Source organism: Amycolatopsis sp. NPDC033938, from assembly GCF_055575975.1.
This window is the reverse complement of record NZ_JBVIRO010000004.1, coordinates 437814-461581: the sequence shown is the minus strand read 5'-3', so window position 1 is coordinate 461581 and position 23768 is coordinate 437814. Positions and strand designations below refer to the sequence as shown.

Sequence of the window (23768 nt, the reverse complement as noted above, 5' to 3'; positions counted from 1 at the left end):
CCTTTGGCTGGGGGTGCCCGGGGCCGGGTTGGTCGTGAGTGGCGATTCGGGTTAGAACCCGAATCGCCACTCACGACCACCTGTACCGACGCGCCACCTGCCCCTGCCCCTGCCCCTCAATAAAAAAGGGCCACGTGTGACCGGGATTGGCAGCCGGTCACACGTGGCCTCTTGGTTCCGGCCCGCTGGGGGTTCGAGCCGGGGTTTGGTCTCGGCCGCGCACTGCGGCCGAGCGATAGGGGGAACCTAGTTCGGGGTGACCGGCTGGCCGCCGAGGGTCACCTCGACCACCCTGTCACCGCTGAGCGTGAACTTGACCTTGTCGTTCGGCGCCCGCGTGCGGATCGCGGCGACGAGCGCGTCCGCGTTGGGGATCGGCCGGTCGTCCAGCTTCGTCACGACGTCGCCGGATTTGAGGCCCGCCTTCTCCGCGGGGCTGCCCGGCGAGATCTCACCGAGCTGCGCTCCGCCTGTCGGCACCGTCTGCACCCGCGCGCCGATGAAGGTCTGCGTCGCCTGGCCGGTGTTGATGATGTCGTCGGCCGTGCGGCGCGCCTGGTCGATCGGGATGGCGAAGCCGATGCCGACGTTGCCGCCGCTCTCGCCGCCTTGGCTCTGCGCGGACTTCGGGCTGTAGATCGCCGAGTTGATCCCGATGACCTGGCCGGACATGTTCGCGAGCGGGCCGCCGGAGTTGCCGGGGTTGATCGCCGCGTCGGTCTGCACCGCCGACATCACCGTGGTCTGGTCACCGTTGCCACCGGCGCTCACGGGCCGGTTCAGCGCGCTGACGATGCCCGAAGTGACCGTGCCGGCCAGTTCGAACGGCGAACCGATGGCGACCACCGGCTGCCCGACCCGCAGGTCGTCGGACCGGCCGAGCTCCACCGGGGTCAGGCCGCTGACGCCGCTGACCTTCACCACGGCGATATCCGTCGTGGGGTCGCGGCCGACGATGGTCGCCGTACCCTTCTTGCCGTCCTGGAACACCGCCTGGATCTGCCCGCCACCCACGGCGACTTCGACGACGTGGTTGTTGGTCAGCACGTAGCCGTCGGTGCTGAGCACGAAGCCGGAGCCCTCGCCCGCCCCGGACCGGCCGGAAACCTGCAGCTCGACCACGCTCGGCGACAGTTTCTGCGCCACCGACTCGACCGATCCCGCCGGCACGTTGCCCGTCTGCTGGGCGGGCTTCGGCGCGTCGAGCGCGTTCACGGAGTTGCCGCCGGAGGCGTCGCCGGTCAGGTAGCCGACGGTGCCGCCCGCGACCCCGCCGACGACCAGCGCGATCGCCGCGACACCGGCGAGCAGCTTGCCCGAAGTGGATTTCGACGCCTGTCGCTGCTGCGGGACCGCGTAGACCGACGGACCCGGCTGGGCGTGCTGCCCATAGTGCGCCTGCTGCCCCGGAAGCTGCTGTCCCTGGGTGTAGGTGCCCTGCGCCTGGTGCTCGGAGGTCGCCGTCTGCTGCGTCTGGGTCTGCTGCGCCTGGGGCGACCACGGGTTGTACTGCTGTTCCGTGGGGTAGGCCTGTCCACCTTGGGGTGCGGCATGGCCGCCGAGGCCGGTCGCGTCAGGCTGCGAAGGAGCGGGCTGAGCCGCCCAGCTCGCGCTCTGTTCCGCGTCCGGCTGAGCGCCGGCGGGCCGCGCCTGCTCGGCGTTCTGGCCGCTGGGATCGTTCTCGGTCATGTCTCTACCTTGCGGGATGGTCCTGAGAGGTTCCTGAGCCAAAGCTGTGCGTCGCTCATGAGTATGGCCTCATCAGTGGGTGGCGCGCAGCCTCTCGGCGATCTGCTCGGGGGTGGCGTCGTTGATCCACACGGCCATCCCGGACTCCGAACCGGCCAGGTACTTCAGCTTGTCCTTCGACCTCAGCACCGAGAACACCTCCAGGTACAGCCAGCCGAGTTCGCGATCGCGTTTGGCGGGCGCCTGGTGCCAGGCCGCGATGTAGGGCAGCGGACGGTCGTAGAGCCCGTCACAACGGCGAAGGACCTCGAGGTAGACGTCGGCGAACTCGTCACGCTCCGCGTCCGACAGCGCGGGGATGTCGGGCACCTGGCGATGCGGCACGATCTGGACCTGCACCGGCCAGCGGGCGGCGGGCGGCACGAACGCCGTCCAGTGCTTCCCCGCGACCACGACCCGGATGCCGGATTCCCGCTCGGCGGCCAGCACATCGCCCAGCACCGGACGGCCGTGCTCGGCCTCGTACGCGCGGGCGACTTCCAGCATCCGCTCGGTCTTCGGCGTGACGAACGGGTAGCCGTAGATCTGGCCGTGCGGATGGTGCAGCGTCACGCCGATCTCTTCACCGCGGTTCTCGAACGGGAAGACCTGTTCGATTCCGTCCATCGCGGACAGTTCGGCGGTGCGGTCGGCCCAGGCGTCGACGACCGCGCGGACCTGTTTGGCCGTCAGCCCGGCGAAAGAACCGTCGTGATCGCTGGTGAAGCAGACGACCTCGCAGCGGCCGACCCCCGGCGCGACGGGCACCAGCCCGGCACCATCCACTGTGGACGAGTCACCGATGACGTTGCGGGCGAAGGAGGGAAAGCGGTTCTCGAACACCGCGACGTCGTAGTCCGGCTCCGGGATCTCGCTGGGCTTCCCGGGTTTCGTGGGGCACAACGGGCACAGGTCGGCCGGCGGTTTGTAGATCCGCGTCTGCCGGTGCGCGGCCATCGCCACCCACTCGCCGGTCAGCGGATCGCGCCGGATCTCCGACGCCGCCGCGACCCGCGGCAGATCACGGGTGTCCTCGGCGGTGCGCTCCGGCGCGCCGGGAGAGTCGAAATAGATGATTTCCCGGCCGTCGGCCAGGTGCCTTACCGTGCGTTTCACGCTTCTTCAGCCTCAGCCGTCTCCGCCGTTTCGGCGATCATCAGCTCACCTGCCTGTTCGGTGAGCGTTTCCCTTGCCTTGTCGGACAAACCGTCGTCCGAGACGACGACGTCGGCCTCTTCGAGCCCGGCGATGGTGGAGATCCCGACGATGCCCCATTTGGTGTGGTCGGCGAGCACGACCAGTTTGCGGCCCGCTTCGACCAGGGCGCGGTCGGTCTCGGATTCGGTGAGGTTCGGGGTGGTGAAACCGGGGCCGTCGGCCATCCCGTGCACCCCGAGGAAGACGACGTCCAGGTGCAGCGAGCGCAGGCTCTGCACCGCGACCGGCCCGACCAGCGCGTCCGACGGGGTGCGGACACCGCCGGTGAGGACCACCGTGCGCTCCGGCTGGCTCTCGCCGCGCAGTACGTCGGCGACCTGGATGGAGTTCGTGACGATCGTCAGCCCCGGGATCCCGTCGAGTGCCCTGGCCAGCGTCCAGGTGGTGGTGCCCGCGGAGATGCCGATCGCGGTGCCCGGCCGGACCAGCCCGGCCGCGACGGCGGCGATCGCTTCCTTCTGCACGCGCTGACGGACGGATTTGGCCTCGAAACCGGGCTCGTCGGTGCTTTTGCCGACAATGGAGGTGGCGCCGCCGTATACCTTTTCGACCAGGCCACGGCCGGCGAGCACGTCGAGGTCGCGGCGCACCGTCATGTCGGAGACGCCGAGCCTCGTGACGAGGTCGCTGACCCGGACCGCCCCGGTCCGGCGCGCCTCTTCGAGGATCACCGCCTGTCGTTGCCGCGCGAGCACGAATCCTCCCTGGATCAACTACACAAAATCCTACACGAATAAACATCGCGCGACGAGCCGAACCGTCCTGTCAGCATGGAGACATGGCCGTGCTTCGCGACGTCGTCTTCGACTGCCACCATCCGGCTTCGCTCGCCCGCTTCTGGGCGGCGGTGCTCGACGGCTACGAAGTCGCACCCTATGACGAAGAGGAGCTTGAGCGGCTCCGCTCACTGGGATTCTCCGGCCCGGAAGACGATCCTTCGGTGCTCGTGGAAGCCTCATCGGGACCACGGCTGTTCTTCAACCTGGTCCCGGAGGGGAAGGTCGCCAAGAACCGCGTGCACCTGGACGTGACCGGCGACGACGTCGAACGGCTCGTGGCACTGGGCGCGAAGGTGCTCGCCCGTCCCGAAGACGGGCTTGTCGTTCTCGCCGATCCTGAAGGAAACGAGTTCTGTCTGGTTACTCCGACGCCGTCTGCTTGACGCCGTCGATCGGGACGTTGCGGAAGCTGAGCACGAACAGCGAAACCGCGCCGAAGAACAGCGCGATGTCCGCGACGTTCCCGACGAACCAGCCGTTGTAGTCGATGAAGTCGACGACGTGACCGCGTGCGAAGCCCGGCTCACGGAACAGCCGGTCTCCCAGATGCGTCGTCGCGCCGCCGAGCAGCAGCCCGAGCGAGATCGCCCAGCCCGCCGAGCGGACCCTGCGCGCAATCCACAGCAGCGCGATCACCGCCGCGGCGGCCAGGATCGCGAAGACCCAGGTGGAATCGGCGCCCAGCGAGAACGCCGCGCCCGGGTTGTAGAGCAGCCGGAAGCGGATGAAGTCGCCGATCACCGGGATCGGCGCACGATCGGTGAGGGCGTCGACGGCCCACCATTTGGTCAGCTGATCGGCCGCCAGCAGCACCGCGGCCACCAGCAGTGTCCACAGCAGACGGCGGGGCGGCAGCTCAGGCGCGTTCTCGGTGCTCATCACTCGTTAGAGTACGGGCGGCGCCCAACGCGTTGAGCGCGGCGGGGAAACCCACGTAGACCGCGAGATGCAGGATCGCCTCGACGGCCGCCCCGAACTCCCCCGCGTCCTTTGCTTCACGAAGGACGTCGGCGAGCTCCGGCGCCACCCCGCCCTTCGCCGTGTACACCGCGATCCGCTTGAGCCGCCGGGTCGTTTCGTCGCCGGAGTCAAGGTCACCACCGACGTTCACCACGGCGGTCCGATGGAACCGGAGTTGCGCCTCCGCGTACCCCAAGGCTTCCAGCGCCGCGACCGTCACCAGCTGCCGCTGCGCGAGCGAAAGCCCCGGACGCTGGTAGACGCCGCCGTAGACGAAAGCGACGGCCTCCGCGCCGAAGTCCGTCGCACCGACGCTTTCGAAGAGCTCCAGCACGGCGGGGTCCTCGACGCCGCCGAGAAGGCGCAGCAGTTCCAGTCCCTTGTCGTAATCACCCATCAGGCAGGGGCTCCCGGGATTCGCAGGGTCATCAGCGCACCGCCCGCGGGAGCGCGTCCCGCGTAGACGTCGCCGCCGTGCCGCTGCGCGGCGTGCTGCACGATGGCGAGGCCGAGCCCCGAACCGGGCAGCGTCCGCGCCTCGGACGAGCGGTAGAAGCGGTCGAACACCTTCGGCAGGTCCTCGTCGGCGATCCCCGGTCCGGAGTCCTCGACCTCGAGCACCGCGGTGCCGTCGCCGACCGGGTACAGCCGGACGCCGACCGTCGAGCCCTCCGGTGAGAACTTGACCGCGTTGTCCAGCAGGTTCAGCACCGCGCGTTCCAGCGCGCTGGTGTCGCCGGTCAGCACCCACGGCTGCAGCGAAACGTCGAATTCGATCTCACCGGCGCGGCGGCGCGCCCGGTCGAGCGCGCGCTCGACGACGTCGACCATCTCGACCCGCTCGTGCTCGATCCGCGGCTCGTCCTGGCGCGCGAGCTCGACGAGGTCGCCGATCAGCTGGGTCAGCTCGTCGAGCTGGCCGCGGATGTCGGCCTCGATGTCGCTGCGGTCCTCATCGGACAGCGTGCGCGCCCCCGGCCTGCTCGCGGACAACAGGAGTTCCAGGTTCGTGCGGAGCGACGTCAGCGGGGTCCGGAGCTCGTGGCCGGCGTCGGCGACGAGCTGTCGTTGCCGTTCCTGCGATTCGGCGACCGTGCCGAGCATCGTGTTGAAACTCTGGGTGAGGCGGGCGAGTTCATCGTCTCCGCTCACCGGGATCGGCCGCAGGTCACCCGTGGTGGCGACGCGTTCCGCCGCCGACGTCAGCCTGTCGACCGGCCGCAGGCCCGCTCTCGCGACGGCCGTCCCCGCCGCCGCGGCGACCAGGATCCCGGCGCCGCCGATCAGGAAGAGGACCACGGAGAGTTCGTTCAGGGTGCGCTTGGTCGGGCCGAGCGACTGGGCGAGCACCATCGCCTGGCCGGCGCCCTGCGGGAGGGCGACGACCCGGCTGTCGGTCTTCGGGTCGGTGCGCAGCGAGAACGGCGAAGTCCCCGAAGCGACCGCGATCTCGTCCGCGCCGTAGGGCGGGCGGCTTCCGGACTGCGGATAGGTCAGCCGGATCTTCTCGCCGACCGTCAGCTGGCCGATCTGCAGGTCCGCGCTGGCCAGGAAGGCGCCGGGCACCTGCTGCAACTCGGTCTGCACCTGCGGCGAGTCGACGGCGGCCTGCGCGCGGGCGAGCAGGTTGTCGTCGACCTGCTGGTAGAGGTTGTCCTTCACGACGAGATACGCGCCCAGTGACACCAAGGCCACCGCGCCCGCCACCGAAGCGGCCGCGAGCAGCGTCACCCGGCCGCGGAGCGAGAAGCGCCGCGTGCCCCAGCGGTCGCCGCGCGGATCCTTTTCGGACCCGTCGGCGACCTGGGCCGGGTCTGTCACGGCGGGGTTTCCCTCAGCACGTACCCCACTCCCCTGACCGTGTGGATCAGCCTCGGTTCGTTCCCAGCCTCGGTCTTTCGGCGCAAATAGCCGACGTAGACCTCCAGCGCGTTGCCCGACGTCGGGAAGTCGTATCCCCATACTTCCTCCAGGATCCGGCTGCGAGTCAGGACGTGTTTCGGGTAGGAGAGGAACAGCTCCAGCAGCGCGAATTCGGTCCTCGTGAGACTGATCTCCCGGCCGGCCCGGCGCACCTCACGCGTCCCGGGGTCCAAGGTGAGGTCCGCGAACGACAGGAGCTCGGCGTTCTGCCCGGCCTGCGGATCCGGGATCGCCCGGCGCAACAGCGCGCGAAGGCGAGCGAGAAGCTCTTCGAGCGCGAAGGGCTTCGGCAGGTAATCGTCGGCCCCGGCGTCGAGACCGGACACCCGGTCGGAGACGGTGTCCCGTGCCGTCAGCACGAGAATCGGCAGGTCGTCACCGGTGCTGCGCAACCGGCGGGCGACCTCCAGGCCGTCGAGCCGCGGCATCATCACGTCGAGGACCATCGCGTCGGGTCTGTTGGCGATGATCGCTTCCAGGGCCTGCGCGCCGTCCCCGGCCAGTTCGACCTGGTACCCGTTGAACTCAAGGGATCGCCTGAGTGATTCACGGACGGCCCTGTCGTCGTCCACTACGAGGATGCGCATGACGACAGTCTTACGCAGCGTGCTGAGACTCGCCTAAGAACACACACAGAACAAACAAAGGAAATCCGGCACTCCGCAAGACGTTTCAGCCGGTCTCGGGCCCTTTCGCAACAGGTGCGTTCCATCTACGCCACAAAGCGAGCATCCGGACCCCCACGACGGCCGCGGCTGCTATGGCCGTCACCGGCCCCGGCGGCAGTTGCAGAGCGTGACCGATCACGACCAGCACGGCCCCCGCGAGCGCCGCGACCGCGTAGATCTCCTTCCGCAGCACGAGCGGGATTTCGCGCAGCAGAAGATCACGCACCGCACCACCACCGATACCCGTCGTCATCCCGATCAGGCACGCCGCGTAGGGAGTGGCACCCGCGTTCAACGCGATCGTGGTACCCGCCGTCGCGAACACCCCGAGCCCCAGCGCGTCGGCGAGGAGCACGCCACGCCGCAGCTTCGCGATCTGCGGATGGAAAACGAACACGACCAGCGCCGTCCCACCACAGACCGCGAGGTACGGCCACGTCCGCAGGGTGGTGGGCGGCGTGATCCCGAGCAGGACGTCACGGATGATCCCGCCGCCGAGGGCCGTCGTGAGCCCCACGACGACCACTCCGAAGACGTCCAACCTGGACCGCACCGCCGCGAGCGCACCCGAAGCCGCGAACGCGATCAAGCCGAGGAACTCGAGCGCGGTGAGGATCATTACTGGTCGAGCAGGCCACCGCGATAGGCCAGCAGCGCGGCCTGTACCCGGTTCGCCGCGCCGATCTTGGACAGGACGGCCGAGACGTAACCCTTGACCGTGGCCTCGGACAGGTGAAGCCGCCCGCCGATCTCCGCGTTGGACAGTCCTTGCCCGATCAGGCCGACCACCTCACGCTCCCGATCGGACAACGACGCGAGCAGCTTGCGCGCCGGCTGCGCGGCCCGCTGCTCGTCCCGATGCGACTGGACCATGCGCGCCGCGACACCAGGGTCGAGCACCGCGCCGCCCCTAGCGAGGTCCCTCACTGCCCGGAGGAGAGCCGCCGGGTCGATGTCCTTCAGCAGGAAGCCGTTGGCCCCGAGCCGGAGCGCGAGACTGACGTAGTCGTCGATGTCGAACGTGGTCAACATGGCCACGGTCGGCGGATCCGGCAACGCGAGAATGGCCCGGAGCGCGCGGATGCCGTCGTCAGGGGACCGCATCTTGATGTCGAGCAGCGCGACGTCAGGGTGGTACCGCCGGGCGACCTCGACCGCTGATCTCCCGTCGCTCGCCTCGCCCACGATCTCGATGTCGGCAGCGCCGGACATCATGGCACGCAGGCCCGAACGGACCAGTTCCTCGTCGTCGGCGAACATGAGCTTGATCAACTAAGCCCTCCGGCAGCCGGGGGAGCGTGGGTACCGCGTCCCGTTAACGAAGATTACCTACTGTTGTTCAGGGTTTCGAAACCAGACACGTACGAGTGACCCCTGCGGGTCATCTGTGTCGATCTAGGGCTCGATTCAGTCCCTGTTTTGCTGGTGGAGAGTGTGGCTGCTCGTCGACCGATCCGCAGGTCGGGTGTCACTAGACGGCCAGTGTCCAGGTTCGGCCTGCTCACCGGCCTCGTTGCGGTACTCGGCTGAGCGCTACCGCCGTTCGGGTGCTCCGTGTGACTGAGCCCTCGTGTTCGCCTGGGGGCGGTGACCCGGTAAGCTGCGCGTGGCAGTACATGCCCTCGTAGCTCAGGGGATAGAGCACCGCTCTCCTAAAGCGGGTGTCGCAGGTTCGAATCCTGCCGGGGGCACTTCATCGACTTCGCCGAGATCAACCATTTGCCGGGACACACCGCGGGATGATCCGCATTAGGCTCGCCGCGGGGACTGGGCGGGCCGAGGGCTTTCACACATACGAAATATTCCCTTGCCGCTCGCACCCCATCGGACAGCCGTCAGCTGGAGTACACCGATCCTCGGGATGCGGATCGATCTAGCCCAGCTACTCGAACGAGGCCGGTTCGACGCGCTGAGGATCGCATGACGCCACCGTCTACGAGGGAAATGCCTCGGGTTCGCCTTCACCGAGAACATCCTGCAGGAACTGCCCTACGCCTTCGCTCGAAGGATGTCCACATTGGACCATCTGCCGAAAGGGCGGGGGGCCTGGAACGTGGTCGTGAAGTACCGGGTCATCCGTCAATCTGTGCGAACCATCGCCACGACGGACGCCACTCCTGTTCCAGGCAGGACAGTCCACGGTCGGTGGCGTCCGGTACGCGAGAACTCCAAGGACTCCGAGGTCCGAACGGCGGACGAACTGCATTTCGGCGCGTTGATCAAGAACACCTACAAGGCTCTGCTCACTCGCGGGCCTGTCACAAACCGGCGCTATCGAGCTTCGCGATGAATGACGTCTTACGCTTGTGCTGCTCTCGCAAGCCATCCAGGTAGGTTCCGAAACCGCTCTCGTCGTCCGCGGCCCGATAGGCGTCACGGAGCTTCCAGAGCATTTTGATGGCCTTGCCGTACCGGTACTTGTCGGTGCTGGCGTCCAGTCGCTGCTGGATGAGCCATTGCCATGGCCCGATGACGTCCCCCGGGTGGGTGGGTTGACGTAGCTCGACGAGCTGTTGCCAGCGTGACTCGGACAGAGCGTCGGCATGAGTGACAGCCGCTTGCCACGCTTCGTCCAGGTCGTTTTCCTCGATGAGCACGCCGATGAGCTGGTCGACAAAACCGGGCTGTGCGGCGCCGGCCTCGCGTATCCGCTCGATCGTCTTGTCTCGCAAGTCCAGCCAGTCGCCGGTGCGTTCGGCAGTGCGGCGCAGGTCGGCGTAGTGAGCTTGGGTGGGGTGCTGGTCGAACAGCCGCCACCGAATGGCGACCGCTTCGTCGATCGCGTCGCGTTCGAGCAGCAGGTCCACATAGACATCGCGGAGCTTGTCTTTGCCGATCGAGTTGTCGGTCGCAAGTCCACGTAGCGCCCAGTTCTCGGCATCAGCGGGACGCCCGGCGTTTCGCAGCGCTTCGACGATCTTGCGGTACTGAGGTGGGGCATGGAGTTCTTCGGCCAGCACCGTGATGTAGTGGTCGACGTCGCCCGAGAGCTCAGCCAGTTGCTCACGCAGGACGCGGACACCGAATGGCGCCTTGCCGTGCGGTTCCGGCTCAGCGGTCCTGGCACGGTCTTCTACCAGGCGGGCCAGTTCAGCACGGCCCTTATCGCCCAGCGCTTCCGCGTAGTCACGCAGTTCGAAGTCCGGCCAGCCGGGTCCATCGAGTCGCAACTTCGCCAGCCACGCCGCCAGCCGCTTCGGATCGGGCGGAGCCGCCGAGCAGGCCCTCGCGTGTACACCCATCAGCGTGTGGAGGTAGGCGGACGAGTCGTGCATGTACATCAGCACTGCCGTCACCAGGTCGACCGCGCGCCGCGCGAGAGCAGGCACCGCCGCAGGCTCGGTTTCGATCAACTTCTCACACGCGGCGGCAACCTCCATCGCGAGCTGGGCGTACTCGCGTCGACCGTGATACGGATGCGTCCGGCGATCCCGCCGGAGCCCATCGATCAACCGCCGTATCCGCTCGACTTCCGCGCTCGCCATGAACGTCATTCAATATCGCCGCGTCAGACCCGCCTCGGAGGTGGCTACCCTGGCGCGTCGACGACAACGAACGTGGACGGTGAGGAAGGCGATGAGCGAGTACCAGTACTACGAATTCCTCGCGATCGATCGGCCGCTCGACGAACGTCAGCAGGCTGCTGTCCGTTCCCTGTCCACCCGCGCGAGGATCACCGCCACCAGCTTCGTCAACGAGTATCACTGGGGTGACTTCCACGGCGACCCGAACCGGTTGATGGAGCAGTACTACGACGCGCATGTGTACGTGGCCAACTGGGGAACACACCGGCTCATGCTCCGCCTGCCTCGTCGCCTCCTGGATGCCGAGGCGGTCCAGGACTACTGCGTCGACCCCTATCTGTCGGCCCGTACGACGGACGAGTTCCTGGTGCTGGATCTGACGAGCGAGGACGAATCCGACGAATTCACCTACGAGGCCGAGGCAAGGCTGACCGCATTCGTCGGAGTCCGCGCCGAACTGGCGGCGGGCGATCTCCGCCCCCTCTATCTCGCCTGGTTGGCTGGTTACGGTGTCTGGGAACGAGACGAGTACGCCTTCGAGCCCGACGCGGACAACGACCTCGAGCCGCCCGTGCCACCCGGCCTGTCCACGCTCACCGCGCCTCAACGAGCGCTCGCCGACTTCCTCCGGGTCGACGACGACCTGCTCGCGAGCGCGGCCGAGACGAGCCCGCCCCTCGCCGATACCTCGGTTGACCTCGGCCAGTTCGCGGCCTGGGTGACGAACCTGCCACTCGGTGAGAAAGACGCGATCTTGTCACGGATCGTCGAAGAGCACGGCGTGACCGTGAGGATGGAGCTGCTTCGCCGGTTCCGTGACGAACACAGCGAGCCCATCACCGCTCCACCACGGCGAACCGTCGCCGACCTCCTCGACAACGCGGCACGGTTGCGGGCCGACCGGCGACGGCGTGAAGCCGCCCGGCTCGCCGAGAAGGAAGAGCACCGCGAGCAGGCACGTGCCGTCGCCCGCGAACGGCGTCTGGACGAGCTGGCTCTCGACGAGGAAGCCGCGTGGTCACGCGTCGATGCGATGATCGCCACCCGAAAGCCTGGTGAGTACGACACCGCCGTAACGCTGCTCGGCGATCTCCACGCTCTTGCCGAACGCGATGGTCGCGGTGACTTGTTCAAGGAACGGAGCATCGCGCTACGTAGAACGCATGCTCGCAAACCCAGTCTCATGGACCGGCTTGACCGGGCAGGTATTTGAAGCCACCGAGAAGCTGTGAACAGGTACCACTAAGCTGCCCGGGCGAATCCGGAAAGGTGAGGCATTGGATCTCTCGGTGAAGTCCCCACTGGTCGAGCAGGTGCGCGCGTTCACCGAATGGGTGGGCGCGGGCCGCAAGCTCACCCAGACCGGTCGTCTCACTTTGACTGATGCCCGGACGCTGGTGCCCTTGCTGGGTACCGATGACGTGATCGACCCGGCCATCGGCGATCGCGTGTTCCGGACCAGGTCGAGTGAGGACCTGCTCGATCTAATGCTCGTCGTGGAGTGCGCCAAGGTGGCTCGCCTGGTCCGCAAGACGGGGCAGCGACTGGTGCCGGTGAAGAAGAACCAGGCTCTGCTCGGTGACCCGCAGGCGCTGTGGCTCACGCTGTTCACCGGGTTCGACCAGCTTGGCCAGGCATTCCTGCACACCGGATTCGGCGAGTCGCTGCTGCGTCCGGAGTTCGCCGACGGCAGCCGTACGGCATTGACCATGTTGTACAACGCGGACGGCGCCGTCGATATCGCGAGTTTGTGCATGACCGTCTGGAACGTGGTGAGCGCGCCTTACATCCTGGATGATCTCACCGAACTCCAACTCGAGACCTTGCGTATCACGACCGACCACGACACCAAGCGAACGCTCAAGACCCTGCAGCGGTTAGGGGCGGCGGACCTCCGGAACGAATCCGCGGAGCTGACCGAACTCGGCCGGTCGGGCATGCGACGGCTCTTGGGCTTGCCGGAAGCCGGCGATCCGATCTACCAGGTGAAAATCACCTTGCTGGAAATCGAGGAACTCCCGGTGTGGCGGCGGGTACTGGTTCCGGCGGCCATCCCGCTCGACCGGCTGCACGTCGTCATCCAGGCCGCGATGGGGTGGGAGAACTACCACCTGCACCACTTCCTCGATGGGGAGGTCTACTACGGCCAGGCCGAACCCGAGCTGCAATACCGTGACGAACGAAAAGTGCGGCTGGACGACCTGGTGAAGCCGGGTGGCCGTCTCTTGTACAACTACGACTTCGGCGACAGCTGGGACCACGAGATCCTGGTCGAGGCGGCAACGGTCGCCACGTCCGACGGGCGTTATCCCCGATGTGTCGCGGGCCAAGCGGCGTGCCCGCCGGAGGATGTCGGAGGCACCGGGGGTTACGCACGGCTGATCCAGATCCTCGGCGATCCCGGCCACAAGGAGCACCAGGACCTACTCGGTTGGCTCGGCCTCGACGACCCCGGCCAATTCGACCCCGCGCGCTTCACCGTCGACGAGGCCAACCAGCGCCTCACCGCCGTGGCGTCCAGCGAATATGTCGCTCCCGGCCGGTGATCCGGCGGTTACGCTGGCCGTATGCTCGGCTTGGACAAGTTCGATCTCGATGAGATCGGTATGGCACTGCAGGACCAGACCGACTACGAGCACTGTCACCTGGTCGATCCGCGGACAGGCGAGATGGGTTACTGGACCCGCGAGGGCGGGATAGACGGCGAGAATCCGGTCGACCTCGACGACGTCGACCTGATCGCGATCGACCCCTTGCCGTCCTATGTCTGGTACGAGGACATGGCGGACTTCGCGGAAGGCATCAGTGACGACCGCGCAAGTCGCCGGCTTGAACGGGCCATTCGAGGCAAGGGCGCCTTCCGCCATTTCAAGGACGAATTGCACGAGGAGTATCCGGAACTCATTCAGGTTTGGTACGCGTTCCGGGACAACCGGGCGAACCGTCGTGCGGTGGAGTGGCTTGCCGACAAGACCCTCGTCGACCGTGCCGAAGCTGACCGGTTCCTCTCCGAACACCCGGATCCAGTCCTGCCCTGACCGGCTGACCGCGTTCCACTCGACGGTTTCCGTGCTGCTGCCCCAAGCTCAGCTACTTCACCGGCAGGTAGACCGCGACATCGACGAGTGCCTCCAGGGTGGCGGTGTCCACGTGACCGGTCGCGGTGTCCGTCTCCGCCACGATCATCCCGTACCCCTCCGGACGCGAGGAGTAATGCAGGCCGCTGATGCGGACGTCGGCCAGGCCGAGCACCGCGGCGATCTCCAACGGCCGGATGTCCCCGCTGCCATGGACCGCCTCGACCTTCTCGAACGCCAAAGCCTGCTTCTTGCTGCGGAAACCGACACGTACGACCGAGATTACGGCCGCGTTGCCGTGGCCATCACCAACAGCCATCAACATCCGGTCCAACGACGTACAAGGTGTACGGACCAGGAATTCCCGAACTTTTCCGCTCGAGGACGCGACGCACTCGATCTTGTGCTCGGTTCCGCGGTTGAGCCGCTTGAGCTTGAACCGGCTCAAGGCTTCATCCGTCTTTCCCCGCTGCGCCGACTTCTGTGCCTCGGCCTTCCGCGTCTTGAGCGAGCCGCCAGGAAGAGAATCGGCGACATCGCCGGCCAAGTTACCCTCCAGGGCTTGACCACCAGAGCCGCCGCCGACACCTCCCAGACCACTTAGGCCACCGCTCGCACCGGCGACCACGATCGCGGCGGCGACGGCTACCGCCGCGCCGGTACCCTTGTTCCGCAACTTGATTCTTCGGCCGTCGGGCAGCGTCCGCCACCCAGTGTCCTCCGCCATTCGCGAACCCTTCTCCCCATGCGCCGCCAGCACCTGCGCGATCGAGCGACCAGTGGACCAGACACGTCTGACACTTTCCGATGGTTGGCTATCCTGAAGCAGTTACCCCGAAAGAGTGAACAGCCAGGTGGTCGCGCGCGAAAAGCGTGCTGACCAGGCGCCCGGTGGGGTGCCATCGGAACTGTCGGCGCCCTCCCCATAATGGGATCGTGACCGACCGACAGGAGCCCCAGCCGTTCGCGCACCTCAGCGCGCCGAACGCGGCGCTCTATCGCGACGTCCTGTCGACGTTCGCGCGGGCGCGGGACCGGTTCATCGTGCATATGCGCCCCGAGGACGTCACGACGGACCTGGGCAGGCCGGGCGACATCGAGCAGGTCGCGGACGCGCTGGACAAGCTCGTCGACTGGGGCAATCTGCGCGCCGACCCGGATACGAGCCGGGTGACCAGTGTCGCCGACTTCCATCGCGCCCGCTATCTCTACCAGCTCACCGCGGCGGGCCAGGCCGCTGAAGAGGCACTTGCCGTCTATGACCAGGCGCTGGGCCGCCGGGGGTCGTTGCAGTCGGTAGCGCTGGAGGACATCGCGGCGCAACTGCGGGCGCTCGTGGAGCTGGCGGGCGCGCGAGAGCTCGACCCGGCGAAGGTCCATCTGCTGCTGCTCGCGCTCGCCGAGCGGTTCACCGGCTTGGCCGACAACGCGCAGGCGTTCATGGCGTCGCTACGCCGTGTCATCGACTTCGCCGACGGGGACGTGGAGGCGTTCGTCGCCTACAAGCAGCGGCTGATCGACTATGTGAACCGGTTCATCGCCGACCTCGCCAACCGGGGTGCGGAGATCGCCACTTTGCTCGGCCGGGTCGAGGAAATCGGCGTGGAAGAGCTGCTCATGGTCGCTGCCCGGCGTGAGGCGGCGGATGTCGCGCCGGACGATCACGAGAACGCCGCCGCCATCGAAAGCTGTTATGACACTTGGCGAAATCGCTGGCGAGGGCTGCACGACTGGTTCGTCTCGGCCGATTCTCGCCGCCAGTCACAAGCGCGACTGCTTCGTGGCGCCGCCGTCACGGCGATCACCCAGCTCATCGACACGGTGGCCGCGCTCAACGAACGCCGGTCTGGGCGTTCCGATCGCTCGGCGGACTTCCGTACCTTGGCGCGGTGGTTCGCCGAGGCCCCGGACGACGGCGCGGCGCATCGCCTGTGGCGGACGGCGTTCGGGCTCAGCTCCGCGAGACACCTCACTGCCGACCACGAAACCGTTGCCAGGTGGGAAGAAGCGCAGCCTGCTCCGAGTACCGCGTGGCGGGAGGCACCCGGGGTGCACATCAGCCCGCAACTGCGCAAAACCGGATCTTACGAGCGACGCGGGCAGCCCAACCGGGTCGCGGACCGCACGGAGCAGCGGCGCGTTCTCGCCGAACAGGCGGCTTTGGAATCCGAGCAGGTCGCCGAAGCGCGTGCGCGGCTGGCCACGCCGGGGCCGACGCGGCTGTCGGCTCTGGGTGAGCTCGACGCGCGGGCCTTCCGGCTTTTCCTCGGTCTTCTCGGCGACGCGCTCTCGGCCCGCGCCCCTGGCGACCACGAAGTCCGTACGACCACGAGCGACGGCACGATGGAGATCCGGCTTGCCCTCGTGCGTGGTGGCGGAACGGTGCGCATCGACACCGAGGACGGCGTGTTGAGCGGGCCGGAACATCTGATCGAGATCGTCGACCTGGTCGGCCGCGGCCGAGTGGAAGCGATCGCGTGACCGCACCCGTTGACGAAAGCGTCGCGCAGAAACGAAAAGCTCTGCGCGCGCTGCTCGCCAAACCGTTGCTGACAGCGGGAGCGGACGACGAAGTACTGCGCTTGGTCCGACGCCACGCGGCGGAACTGCGCGATTGGCTCGCCACGGAGACGGGCTGGCGGCTGACGGTCGGCGCCGAATCCGCGCGGCTGTTCAAAACCGCGCCGACCTTGACCGACCGGACCCATCCGGCGACGGACGGCAAAGGCAAACCACCGTTCGGCCGTCGCAGATACGTCCTGCTCTGCTTGGCACTGGCAGTCCTGGAGCGAGCCGACGCGCAGATCACCCTCGGCCGCCTCGCCGAAGGCGTGCTCGCCGCGGCGAGTGAACCCGAACTCGTCGACGCGGGCGTCTCGTTCACGCTGAGCAGGCGTGACGAACGTTCGGATCTGGTCGCCGCGGTCCGCTTGCTGCTCACCTGGGGTGTACTCGAACGCGTCGCCGGCGAGGAAGACGCCTACCTGAGCGACAACGGAGACGTCCTGTACGACGTGCAACGCCGGGTGCTGGCCACGCTCTTGACCAGTGGCCGTGGCCCTTCGACCATCAACGCCGCCGATTTCGAAACCAGGCTGGAAGAACTCGCCCACGAGCCCGTCGCCGACACCGACGACTTGCGCAATCGAGCCTTACGCCACCGGCTCACCCGCCGCCTGCTCGACGATCCAGTGGTCTATTACGACGAATTGACCGAAGACGAACGCGCGTACCTGACCAGCCAGCGGCACGCGATCACGCGCCGGATCGAGGACGCCACCGGACTGGTCGCCGAAGTCCGCGCGGAGGGCATCGCGATGGTCGACCCCGACGACGAATTGACCGATGTGCGCATGCCGGAGCAGCGCACCGACGGTCACGTCACTTTGCTCGTCGCCGAGTATCTCGCGGCACGGAACGAGCCGGTGCCGATCGAACGGGTGCTGGCGTATGTCAGGAAGATCGCCCGTGAGCACGCCACCTATTGGCGGCGCGGAGTCACCGAAGAAGGCGCGGACGAGGAACTTCTCGCCATCGCGTTGCACAAGCTGCGCGCGCTGAGGCTCGTCGAGGATTCCACTGGGGAGCCACCGATGGTGCGCGCACTGCCCGCGATCGGCCGTTATCGGCTCGACGCGCCCACCATTCGGGAGAGGAGGACCCGGAAATGACCTTGCCCCTCCCGGACAGGGCCCGCTGGCAGCCGCTCCGCGCCGGACTGGTCGACCTGTTCTACTACGACCTCGAAGAGTTCCATTTCCACGACGGCCGCTTGCTGTTGCGCGGCAACAACGGGACCGGCAAATCCAAGGTGCTCGCCCTCACCCTGCCGTTCCTGCTCGACGGCGAATTGTCGGCGCACCGGGTCGAGCCGGACGGCGATCGCAACAAACGGATGGAATGGAACCTGCTGCTCGGCGGGAAACATCCGCACAACGAACGCCTCGGCTACACCTGGCTGGAATTCGGCCGCGCTCTTCCCGATGGGGGCACCGAATACCGGACGATCGGCTGCGGGCTGAAGGCCGTCGCCGGCCGCGGTATCGCCAGGCACTGGTTCTTCGTCACCGACCAGCGCATCGGCCGGGATCTCTCCCTGGTGAACCCGACCCGCGTGGCGTTGACGAGGGAGAAGCTCAAGGACGCCGTCGACGGGCATGGCCAGGTGTACGACACCGCGTCGGAATACCGGCGGGCGGTGGACGAGGCCTTGTTCGGACTGGGAACGCATCGCTACGAAGCCCTCGTCAATCTCCTTATCCAGCTACGACAACCACAGTTGTCGAAGAAACCGGACGAGAAACTGCTCTCCCGAGCGCTCACCGAGGCGCTCCCGCCGCTCGACCCGGCCTTGGTGGCCACGGTGGCGGAAGCTTTCCGAGGGCTGGACGAGGAGCGGGAGACCCTGCGAGCTCTCGCCGAAGCCAAGACGGCGGCGGAACAGTTCCTCACCCATTATCGGCGCTATTCCCGGATCGCGGCCAAACGCCGGGCGGCGCCGGTCCGCCACACCCACAGCAGGTACGAACAGCTCGGACGTGAGCTGGGGGAAGCCGAGGCCGCTTACGAAAAGGCGACGCAGGCACTCGAAGAAGCACAACGACGGCTCGATGAGCTGACCACGGCGAAAGCCCAGTTGGAGGCACGCCGTGCCGCGCTGCGGAGCAGCCCGGAAATGCGGGATGCCGAGACCCTGAAACAGGTGGGGGAAGAAGCCGAAAAGCTCAGCAGATTCGCCGCGTCGCGCGAACGCGACCTGACGTCGGCCGTCGAGAATCTCCGGCTCCGTGAAGAGCAAGCCGAAACAGCGCGACGAACGACCGAAGCCGACTCGGTGATTTTGGAACAGGCGAAGGAAACCGCTCGAGAAGCCGCCGAGGCCGCGTACGTGGCCGAGGGACATGCCGCGGTTATCGCCGACGAAGACGAGCGGGCCGGGCAGGCGCTGATCGAACGGCAGACCAAGGCTGTCGAGCAGCTGCAACGGTTACTCAACGCCGCGGCACAGGCCGAGGCCGCGTTGCGTTCGGCACGCGAAAACGTGGACCGGGTCACCGCCGAGCAGCAGGGTGCCGCCGAACGGATCACGGCGGCCGAGGAAGGTATCGCTGAACGCGGTGCCGAGCTCGTCGCCTCTTACCGCTCCTATCTGGCGAACACGAAGCAGCTCACTCTGTCCGATGTGGACGAAGTGGTCGACTCGCTGGACGCGTGGACCGAGACGCTCACCGGTGCCAACCCCGCGGCGTCGGCCGTGGAAGAAGCCGTGCTCCGGGCGACCGGCGAACTAGGCCGCGAGCAAGCCGCCCTCGACGCCGAGCGAGCAGCGGCGGGAAGCGAGCGGCAAGCGAACATCGAGGAGATCGCACGGCTCGAAGCGGGCGGACACGACGCTCCGCCAAGGCCGTACACCCGTGACGAAGAAGCACGGGCCAGTCGCCCAGGCGCTCCCTTGTGGAAGGTCGTGGACTTCCTCCCCGGCGTCGACGCGGAGCATCGAGCCGGACTCGAAGCGGCTTTGGAGGCCGCGGGCGTTCTGGACGCTTGGGTGACCCCGGACGGTGAACTGCACAGCACATTGACCGGCGACGTGGTCGTCAAGCCCGGCGATCCCGCACCGTCCGGCGGCCTCACCGCTGTGCTCACGCCTGCGGTGGACCGGGCCGACCCACAGGCCGCGGCGTTGGCTGACGACGTGGTCGAATCGGTTCTGCGCGCGATCGGTCTCGGCCCGGGTGCGGACACCTGGGTCGCGGTGGACGGCAGGTTCACCGTCGGTGTGCTGAGCGGGGCGTGGCACAAGGACACGGCCGGTTACCTGGGCGAGGGCGCGCGTGAGGCCGCGCGCCGGGAACGCGTCCGGCGGCTGCGGGAAGAGGTCGCCCGGCTGGATCGGCGCCTTGCCGAAGTGGCGGACGCGCTCGACAGCCTGGCTGCCCGGCGAGCCACCCTCACCGCGGAGCACCGGGCTCAACCGCGAGACAACGAGCTCCGCGACGCTCATGTCAGGCTCTCCAGCGAGCATGAGTCGAAACGCCGGATCGACGTCCGCCTCAGCGAAGCCGTCGCAGTTTCCGAAGAATGTGCCGACGCGGCCGAGCATGCTCGCGGGAAGGTCATCGAATTCGCCGGTGATGTCGGTCTGCCGACGGACCTCGAGGAACTGGCCCGAGTACAGAGAGCCGTTGGCGACTACCGGGTCGCCCTGGCCGGGCTTTGGCCTGCCGCGCGGGCACTGGCCAGGGCGCTGGCGGCATCGGCCGAGGCCGAGCACGAACTGCGAGCCGCCGCCGAACACCACGGTGACGCACAGGAGGCGGCCGCCGAAGCCCGCGCCGAAGCCGAAGTCATGGCGGAACGTCACCGCGTGCTCGTCGAGACCGCGGGCGCGGGAGTCGACGAGCTGTACCGGAAGCTGGCCGCGGTCGGCGCGGAACTCGACGAGCGAGACGCCCGCGAGAAGCAGGTGCGACAAGACGAACAAGTCGTGCGCGAAGAACGGGGTACGGCCAACGGGCGGCGCGAGACGCTTCGCGATTCGATCTCGACCGCCGTGGCCGAACGTGACCAAGCCATCGGTGAGCTGCGGGCCTTCGCGAATACCGGACTGTTGACGACGGCCCTTCCCGAATTGGAGTTCCCGGATCCCGCCAAGGAGTGGGCGCCCAATCCGGCTGTCGCCCTCGCGCGGTCCATCAACGCCGCACTGGACGGCGTGGACGACGCGGACCGGCCTTGGGAGCTGGTGCAGCAGCGCGTGTCGGCCGAACACAAGCTCCTGACCGACGCACTGTCCAGGCACGGCCATTCGGTCGGGATGACCGTAAGAGACGGGATCATCGTCGTCGACGTGCTGTTCCAAGGTCGCACCCAGGACATCCCCACGCTGGTGGCCGCTTTGGAGGTGGAGAACGAGCAGCGAGCGAACCTGCTTTCGGCGAAGGAACGCGAGATCCTGGAGAACCACCTCATCAACGAAGTGGCGGGCACGCTACAAGAATTGATCGGCAACGCAGAGGATCAGGTCCGGTCCATCAACCTCGATCTGGATGCCCGGCCGACGTCCACCGGAATGCGCCTGCGGCTGCAATGGCGTACCTCGAAAACGGCGCCCGATGGACTGGACAGGGTGCGAGACCGGTTGTTACGGCAGACTGCCGACGCCTGGAGTGTGGAGGACCGGACCGCGGTCGGCGGGTTCCTGCAGGAGCAGATCAACCGCGAGCACGCCGAAGACGCGGCGGGCGGCTGGGTCGAGCAGCTCACCCGCGCGTTGGATTACCGGTCCTGGCACGAATTCGCGATCCAGCGCTACCAGGACGGTCAATGGCGGTCCGCGACCGGGCCGGCCTCCGGCGGTGAACGGGTGCTCGCCGCGTCGGTTCCGCTCTTCGCCGCGGCGTCTTCCTTCTACTCGTCGTCGGCCAATCCCCACACCCCTCGGCTTGTCGCGCTCGACGAAGCGTTCGCCGGTGTCGACGACGACTCCCGGGCCAAGTGTCTCGGCCTGCTCGCCGCGTTCGATCTCGACGTCGTGATGACCAGCGAACGCGAATGGGGTTGCTACCCGCAGGTGCCCGGTCTGGCCATCGCCCACCTCGCGCGGCGCGACGGTATCGACGCCGTGCTGGTGACCCCTTGGCGGTGGGACGGCCGCGAGCGTGTCCAGCGGGAACGACCGCTCCCCTATGTCCCGACAGCCTGATGACCGATCTTGATCGCCTCCGCAGGCTCTTGGGCGGTGAGGACACGGCGTGGCTGCTCGACCGGTTGCGCCGCCGGATGAGCAACGGCAAACCGTTGAGCGGAACCGTCACCCTCGGCTCGGCGAGTCAGGACCAGCGCAGGGCCGTCGAGCGATTGCTCGGTCGCAGGGCCGGTACCGGTACTTCCCTGAGTGTTTCTCTCGACGAAGTCGACGCGGTGCTCCGTCGGAGTGGTTCGGCGCCGGGCGGGCTCGCCGACGCGGCACGGCTGCTGATCGGAACCGTGCCGGACCGGACCGCCGAGGCGGCCGCATGGGCGGCGGCTTTCGAGCCGCTGGACGGACTGGTCGCGCGACGTCCGGAGCTGGCAGCGTGGCGAGGATGGCTGGACTCGACCGGGATGGTCCGGAGGTTGGCCTCGGATCCGGAGACCGCGTCGGCGTTGATCACCACGACGATCCGTGTACTCGCCGAGTTACCTGCGGAAGGCATCGCGCTGGGACGGCTCGCGGCCGAAACCACTGGCGACGCGCACGGCTTGGACGACGGGCGCCCTTTGGCGACGATCGTCCTGTCGGCGGCGAGATGCCTGCGCGGCACCCCGCCCGCTGGAGACGGCTCGGCGGGCGAACGCCGTCGCTCTTGGGCCGCCGCCGGCGTACACCGTGACGAGCTGTCCTCCTCGGTGTTGTGCCTCGGTCTGCCCGGCGGTACCGGCACGGTGACCGGCCGGATCCTGGCGCTGTCCAAGGAATCCGGCGAACCGTGTGTTTTGACGCTGCGCCAGTTGAACACCGCGAGCCTCGGCGTCGGGGACGGGATCGTGTCGGTCTGCGAGAACCCGATCGTCCTCGCCTCCGCGGCCGACGAACTGGGTCCCGGCTGCCCACCCCTCGTCTGTGTCAACGGGCAGCCATCGGCCGCGGTATGGCGCCTGCTCGACCTCCTCGCGGCGGATGGTGCCCGGTTCAGGTATCACGGAGACTTCGACTGGGGCGGCGTCCGGATCGGCAACACCCTGCGAGACCGGATTGCCTGGCGACCGTGGCGATTCGACGCCGCGACGTACACCGCGACGACCGCGGCCGGTGGCCCCTTGGCAGGCAGGCCGGTGGACGCGAGCTGGGATCCGGAACTACGGCCGGCCCTTGAGCGACGCCGGACTCGTGTCGAAGAGGAGCTGGTTCTCCCCGCATTGTTGGACGACCTACGCGCTCTCGCGTACCGAGATCTCCACCGGCCCCACCCGTAGAACGCCATCGTCCAGCGGCACGCATCGCTTGCCGCCGCGCCCGCGCAGAGCGGCGAAAGTCCCAGCCGGGTACACGACGTCCATCCAAGCGCAGGGATTAGCGGGCCGGTGGACCTCGAACCGCACCGGACCATCGCCGGAGTCCAACGTGACAACAGAGCCCCGAGGCAAAGCGTCCACGTCGAACCCCGAAAGCACGATGTTCCGCCGAGCCAAGAGCGGGTCACCAGGAACGGACGCCGAGAACAGCGTCACCGCGGCTTCGCGATGGGCGGAGTGGCCGAAGTACCGGTCCCCCACCAGCCCCAGCCCAGCGCGCACCTCGACGTGCTCGCGCGAGGCCGGGGCAGGGTCGGGACGAGGGCCGTCGGAAGGACGGCCCTCGTAAGCGTGCACGGATGAGACGTGCAGCGCGACGATCAGCGCTCGCCCAGCTGCCATTCCGGCCGCACGTAGTGGCAGGTGTAGCCGTTCGGGATGCGCTCCAGGTAGTCCTGGTGCTCGGGCTCGGCTTCCCAGAAGTCGCCGGCCTGGGTCACCTCGGTGACGACCTTGCCCGGCCATTTGCCGGAGGCGTCGACGTCGGCGATCGTCTGTTCGGCGATCTGCTTCTGGGTGTCGTCGGTGTAGAAGATCGCCGAGCGGTAGCTGGTGCCGATGTCGTTGCCCTGGCGGTTACGCGTCGTCGGGTCGTGGATCTGGAAGAAGAACTCCAGGATCTGCCGATACGACAGTTGCGCCGGGTCGAAGACGATCTCGATGCCTTCGGCGTGCGAGCCGTGGTTGCGGTAGGTCGCGTTCGGCACGTCGCCGCCGGTGTAGCCGACCCTGGTGGAGACGACTCCGGGGTGCCGGCGGAACAGGTCCTGCATACCCCAGAAGCAGCCGCCCGCGAGAACAGCCTTTTCCGTCACTGTTGATCTCCTCTGGTCG

At 67.6% G+C, this 23768-nt stretch carries 21 protein-coding genes and 1 tRNA gene; 9 read left to right on the top strand and 13 right to left on the bottom strand.

Going from position 1 to position 23768, the window contains the following annotated elements:
* Positions 1–246 precede the first annotated feature (246 nt).
* From ACZ5ZX_RS15035 to ACZ5ZX_RS15025, 3 genes are all read right to left on the bottom strand, one after another.
* Positions 247–1689, bottom strand: coding sequence for a S1C family serine protease (locus ACZ5ZX_RS15035; RefSeq protein WP_465502548.1), 1443 nt, complete (start codon positions 1687–1689; stop codon positions 247–249).
* 72 nt (positions 1690–1761) lie between these two features.
* Positions 1762–2844, bottom strand: coding sequence for a galactose-1-phosphate uridylyltransferase (gene galT, locus ACZ5ZX_RS15030; RefSeq protein ID WP_465502547.1), 1083 nt, complete (start codon positions 2842–2844; stop codon positions 1762–1764).
* A complete protein-coding gene (locus ACZ5ZX_RS15025) occupies positions 2841–3641 on the bottom strand; it encodes a DeoR/GlpR family DNA-binding transcription regulator (protein ID WP_465502734.1) in 801 nt (266 codons plus the stop codon). Before ACZ5ZX_RS15025 ends, galT begins: the two co-directional genes overlap by 4 nt.
* 83 nt (positions 3642–3724) lie before the next feature.
* On the opposite strand from ACZ5ZX_RS15025, the gene ACZ5ZX_RS15020 reads away from it, so the two are divergent.
* Entirely contained in the window at positions 3725–4108 is a 384-nt protein-coding gene (locus ACZ5ZX_RS15020; protein ID WP_465502546.1) for a VOC family protein, read from the top strand.
* On the opposite strand, the gene lspA is transcribed toward ACZ5ZX_RS15020, so the two are convergent.
* From lspA to ACZ5ZX_RS14990, 6 genes are all read right to left on the bottom strand, one after another.
* Complete coding sequence (gene lspA, locus ACZ5ZX_RS15015; protein ID WP_465502545.1) at positions 4086–4604, bottom strand: signal peptidase II; 519 nt, start codon at positions 4602–4604, stop codon at positions 4086–4088. The two genes, ACZ5ZX_RS15020 and lspA, sit on opposite strands and share 23 nt — an antisense overlap.
* Positions 4582–5082, bottom strand: coding sequence for a carboxymuconolactone decarboxylase family protein (locus ACZ5ZX_RS15010; RefSeq protein WP_465502544.1), 501 nt, complete (start codon positions 5080–5082; stop codon positions 4582–4584). The genes lspA and ACZ5ZX_RS15010 overlap by 23 nt, the downstream gene beginning before the upstream one ends.
* A complete protein-coding gene (locus tag ACZ5ZX_RS15005) occupies positions 5082–6506 on the bottom strand; it encodes a HAMP domain-containing sensor histidine kinase (protein WP_465502543.1) in 1425 nt (474 codons plus the stop codon). Before ACZ5ZX_RS15005 ends, ACZ5ZX_RS15010 begins: the two co-directional genes overlap by 1 nt.
* A complete protein-coding gene (locus ACZ5ZX_RS15000) occupies positions 6503–7195 on the bottom strand; it encodes a response regulator transcription factor (RefSeq protein ID WP_061984811.1) in 693 nt (230 codons plus the stop codon). The genes ACZ5ZX_RS15005 and ACZ5ZX_RS15000 overlap by 4 nt, the downstream gene beginning before the upstream one ends.
* 85 nt (positions 7196–7280) lie before the next feature.
* Entirely contained in the window at positions 7281–7895 is a 615-nt protein-coding gene (locus ACZ5ZX_RS14995; protein WP_465502542.1) for a trimeric intracellular cation channel family protein, read from the bottom strand.
* Positions 7895–8548, bottom strand: a complete 654-nt coding sequence (locus ACZ5ZX_RS14990; RefSeq protein ID WP_061984808.1) for a response regulator — start codon at positions 8546–8548, stop codon at positions 7895–7897. The genes ACZ5ZX_RS14995 and ACZ5ZX_RS14990 overlap by 1 nt, the downstream gene beginning before the upstream one ends.
* Positions 8549–8894: 346 nt before the next feature.
* Between ACZ5ZX_RS14990 and ACZ5ZX_RS14985 the strand changes: the two genes are divergently transcribed.
* Positions 8895–8967, top strand: a tRNA-Arg gene (locus tag ACZ5ZX_RS14985).
* Between the two features lie 567 nt (positions 8968–9534).
* Here ACZ5ZX_RS14985 and ACZ5ZX_RS14980 read toward each other — a convergent pair.
* On the bottom strand, positions 9535–10761 hold the full coding sequence (locus ACZ5ZX_RS14980; protein ID WP_465502541.1) for a DUF6880 family protein: 1227 nt from the start codon (positions 10759–10761) through the stop codon (positions 9535–9537).
* A gap of 91 nt (positions 10762–10852) precedes the next feature.
* On the opposite strand from ACZ5ZX_RS14980, the gene ACZ5ZX_RS14975 reads away from it, so the two are divergent.
* The 3 genes from ACZ5ZX_RS14975 (at position 10853) to ACZ5ZX_RS14965 (ending at position 13838) form a co-directional block, all read left to right on the top strand.
* Positions 10853–12013, top strand: a complete 1161-nt coding sequence (locus ACZ5ZX_RS14975) for a hypothetical protein (RefSeq protein ID WP_465502540.1) — start codon at positions 10853–10855, stop codon at positions 12011–12013.
* Positions 12014–12089: 76 nt separating this feature from the next.
* Positions 12090–13346, top strand: coding sequence for a plasmid pRiA4b ORF-3 family protein (locus ACZ5ZX_RS14970; RefSeq protein WP_465502539.1), 1257 nt, complete (start codon positions 12090–12092; stop codon positions 13344–13346).
* A 21-nt stretch (positions 13347–13367) separates the two neighbouring features.
* Entirely contained in the window at positions 13368–13838 is a 471-nt protein-coding gene (locus tag ACZ5ZX_RS14965; RefSeq protein WP_465502538.1) for a UPF0158 family protein, read from the top strand.
* 52 nt (positions 13839–13890) lie between these two features.
* On the opposite strand, the gene ACZ5ZX_RS14960 is transcribed toward ACZ5ZX_RS14965, so the two are convergent.
* Positions 13891–14604, bottom strand: coding sequence for a hypothetical protein (locus ACZ5ZX_RS14960; protein ID WP_465502537.1), 714 nt, complete (start codon positions 14602–14604; stop codon positions 13891–13893).
* A gap of 209 nt (positions 14605–14813) precedes the next feature.
* On the opposite strand from ACZ5ZX_RS14960, the gene ACZ5ZX_RS14955 reads away from it, so the two are divergent.
* The 4 genes from ACZ5ZX_RS14955 to ACZ5ZX_RS14940 are packed head-to-tail and all read left to right on the top strand — an operon-like array spanning position 14814 to position 22835.
* Positions 14814–16358 (top strand): TIGR02677 family protein, encoded by a 1545-nt coding sequence (locus ACZ5ZX_RS14955; protein WP_465502536.1) that lies wholly within the window; start codon positions 14814–14816, stop codon positions 16356–16358.
* Positions 16355–17548 (top strand): TIGR02678 family protein, encoded by a 1194-nt coding sequence (locus ACZ5ZX_RS14950; protein ID WP_465502535.1) that lies wholly within the window; start codon positions 16355–16357, stop codon positions 17546–17548. The genes ACZ5ZX_RS14955 and ACZ5ZX_RS14950 overlap by 4 nt, the downstream gene beginning before the upstream one ends.
* On the top strand, positions 17545–21582 hold the full coding sequence (locus ACZ5ZX_RS14945) for a TIGR02680 family protein (protein ID WP_465502534.1): 4038 nt from the start codon (positions 17545–17547) through the stop codon (positions 21580–21582). The genes ACZ5ZX_RS14950 and ACZ5ZX_RS14945 overlap by 4 nt, the downstream gene beginning before the upstream one ends.
* The gene (locus tag ACZ5ZX_RS14940; RefSeq protein WP_465502533.1) at positions 21582–22835 is read left to right on the top strand and encodes a TIGR02679 family protein; all 1254 of its coding nucleotides are present in this window, start codon (positions 21582–21584) and stop codon (positions 22833–22835) included. The genes ACZ5ZX_RS14945 and ACZ5ZX_RS14940 overlap by 1 nt, the downstream gene beginning before the upstream one ends.
* Here ACZ5ZX_RS14940 and ACZ5ZX_RS14935 read toward each other — a convergent pair.
* Both ACZ5ZX_RS14935 and msrA read right to left on the bottom strand, forming a co-directional pair.
* The gene (locus ACZ5ZX_RS14935; protein WP_465502532.1) at positions 22791–23276 is read right to left on the bottom strand and encodes a molybdenum cofactor biosysynthesis protein; all 486 of its coding nucleotides are present in this window, start codon (positions 23274–23276) and stop codon (positions 22791–22793) included. The genes ACZ5ZX_RS14940 and ACZ5ZX_RS14935 overlap by 45 nt on opposite strands.
* The gene (msrA, locus tag ACZ5ZX_RS14930) at positions 23255–23749 is read right to left on the bottom strand and encodes a peptide-methionine (S)-S-oxide reductase MsrA (RefSeq protein ID WP_037317611.1); all 495 of its coding nucleotides are present in this window, start codon (positions 23747–23749) and stop codon (positions 23255–23257) included. Before msrA ends, ACZ5ZX_RS14935 begins: the two co-directional genes overlap by 22 nt.
* Positions 23750–23768 lie beyond the last annotated feature (19 nt).

Bases quoted from the DNA above. Each gene is read 5' to 3' on its own strand.
- ACZ5ZX_RS15010 (WP_465502544.1), bottom strand. From the start codon at position 5,082: ATGGGTGATTACGACAAGGGACTGGAACTGCTGCGCCTTCTCGGCGGC.
- ACZ5ZX_RS14965 (WP_465502538.1), top strand. From the start codon at position 13,368: ATGCTCGGCTTGGACAAGTTCGATCTCGATGAGATCGGTATGGCACTG.
- ACZ5ZX_RS15000 (WP_061984811.1), bottom strand. From the start codon at position 7,195: ATGCGCATCCTCGTAGTGGACGACGACAGGGCCGTCCGTGAATCACTC.
- ACZ5ZX_RS15035 (WP_465502548.1), bottom strand. From the start codon at position 1,689: ATGACCGAGAACGATCCCAGCGGCCAGAACGCCGAGCAGGCGCGGCCC.
- ACZ5ZX_RS14935 (WP_465502532.1), bottom strand. From the start codon at position 23,276: ATGGCAGCTGGGCGAGCGCTGATCGTCGCGCTGCACGTCTCATCCGTG.
- ACZ5ZX_RS14960 (WP_465502537.1), bottom strand. From the start codon at position 14,604: ATGGCGGAGGACACTGGGTGGCGGACGCTGCCCGACGGCCGAAGAATC.
- ACZ5ZX_RS14980 (WP_465502541.1), bottom strand. From the start codon at position 10,761: ATGGCGAGCGCGGAAGTCGAGCGGATACGGCGGTTGATCGATGGGCTC.
- ACZ5ZX_RS14995 (WP_465502542.1), bottom strand. From the start codon at position 7,895: ATGATCCTCACCGCGCTCGAGTTCCTCGGCTTGATCGCGTTCGCGGCT.
- ACZ5ZX_RS15020 (WP_465502546.1), top strand. From the start codon at position 3,725: ATGGCCGTGCTTCGCGACGTCGTCTTCGACTGCCACCATCCGGCTTCG.
- ACZ5ZX_RS14940 (WP_465502533.1), top strand. From the start codon at position 21,582: ATGACCGATCTTGATCGCCTCCGCAGGCTCTTGGGCGGTGAGGACACG.
- lspA (WP_465502545.1), bottom strand. From the start codon at position 4,604: ATGAGCACCGAGAACGCGCCTGAGCTGCCGCCCCGCCGTCTGCTGTGG.
- ACZ5ZX_RS14975 (WP_465502540.1), top strand. From the start codon at position 10,853: ATGAGCGAGTACCAGTACTACGAATTCCTCGCGATCGATCGGCCGCTC.
- ACZ5ZX_RS14945 (WP_465502534.1), top strand. From the start codon at position 17,545: ATGACCTTGCCCCTCCCGGACAGGGCCCGCTGGCAGCCGCTCCGCGCC.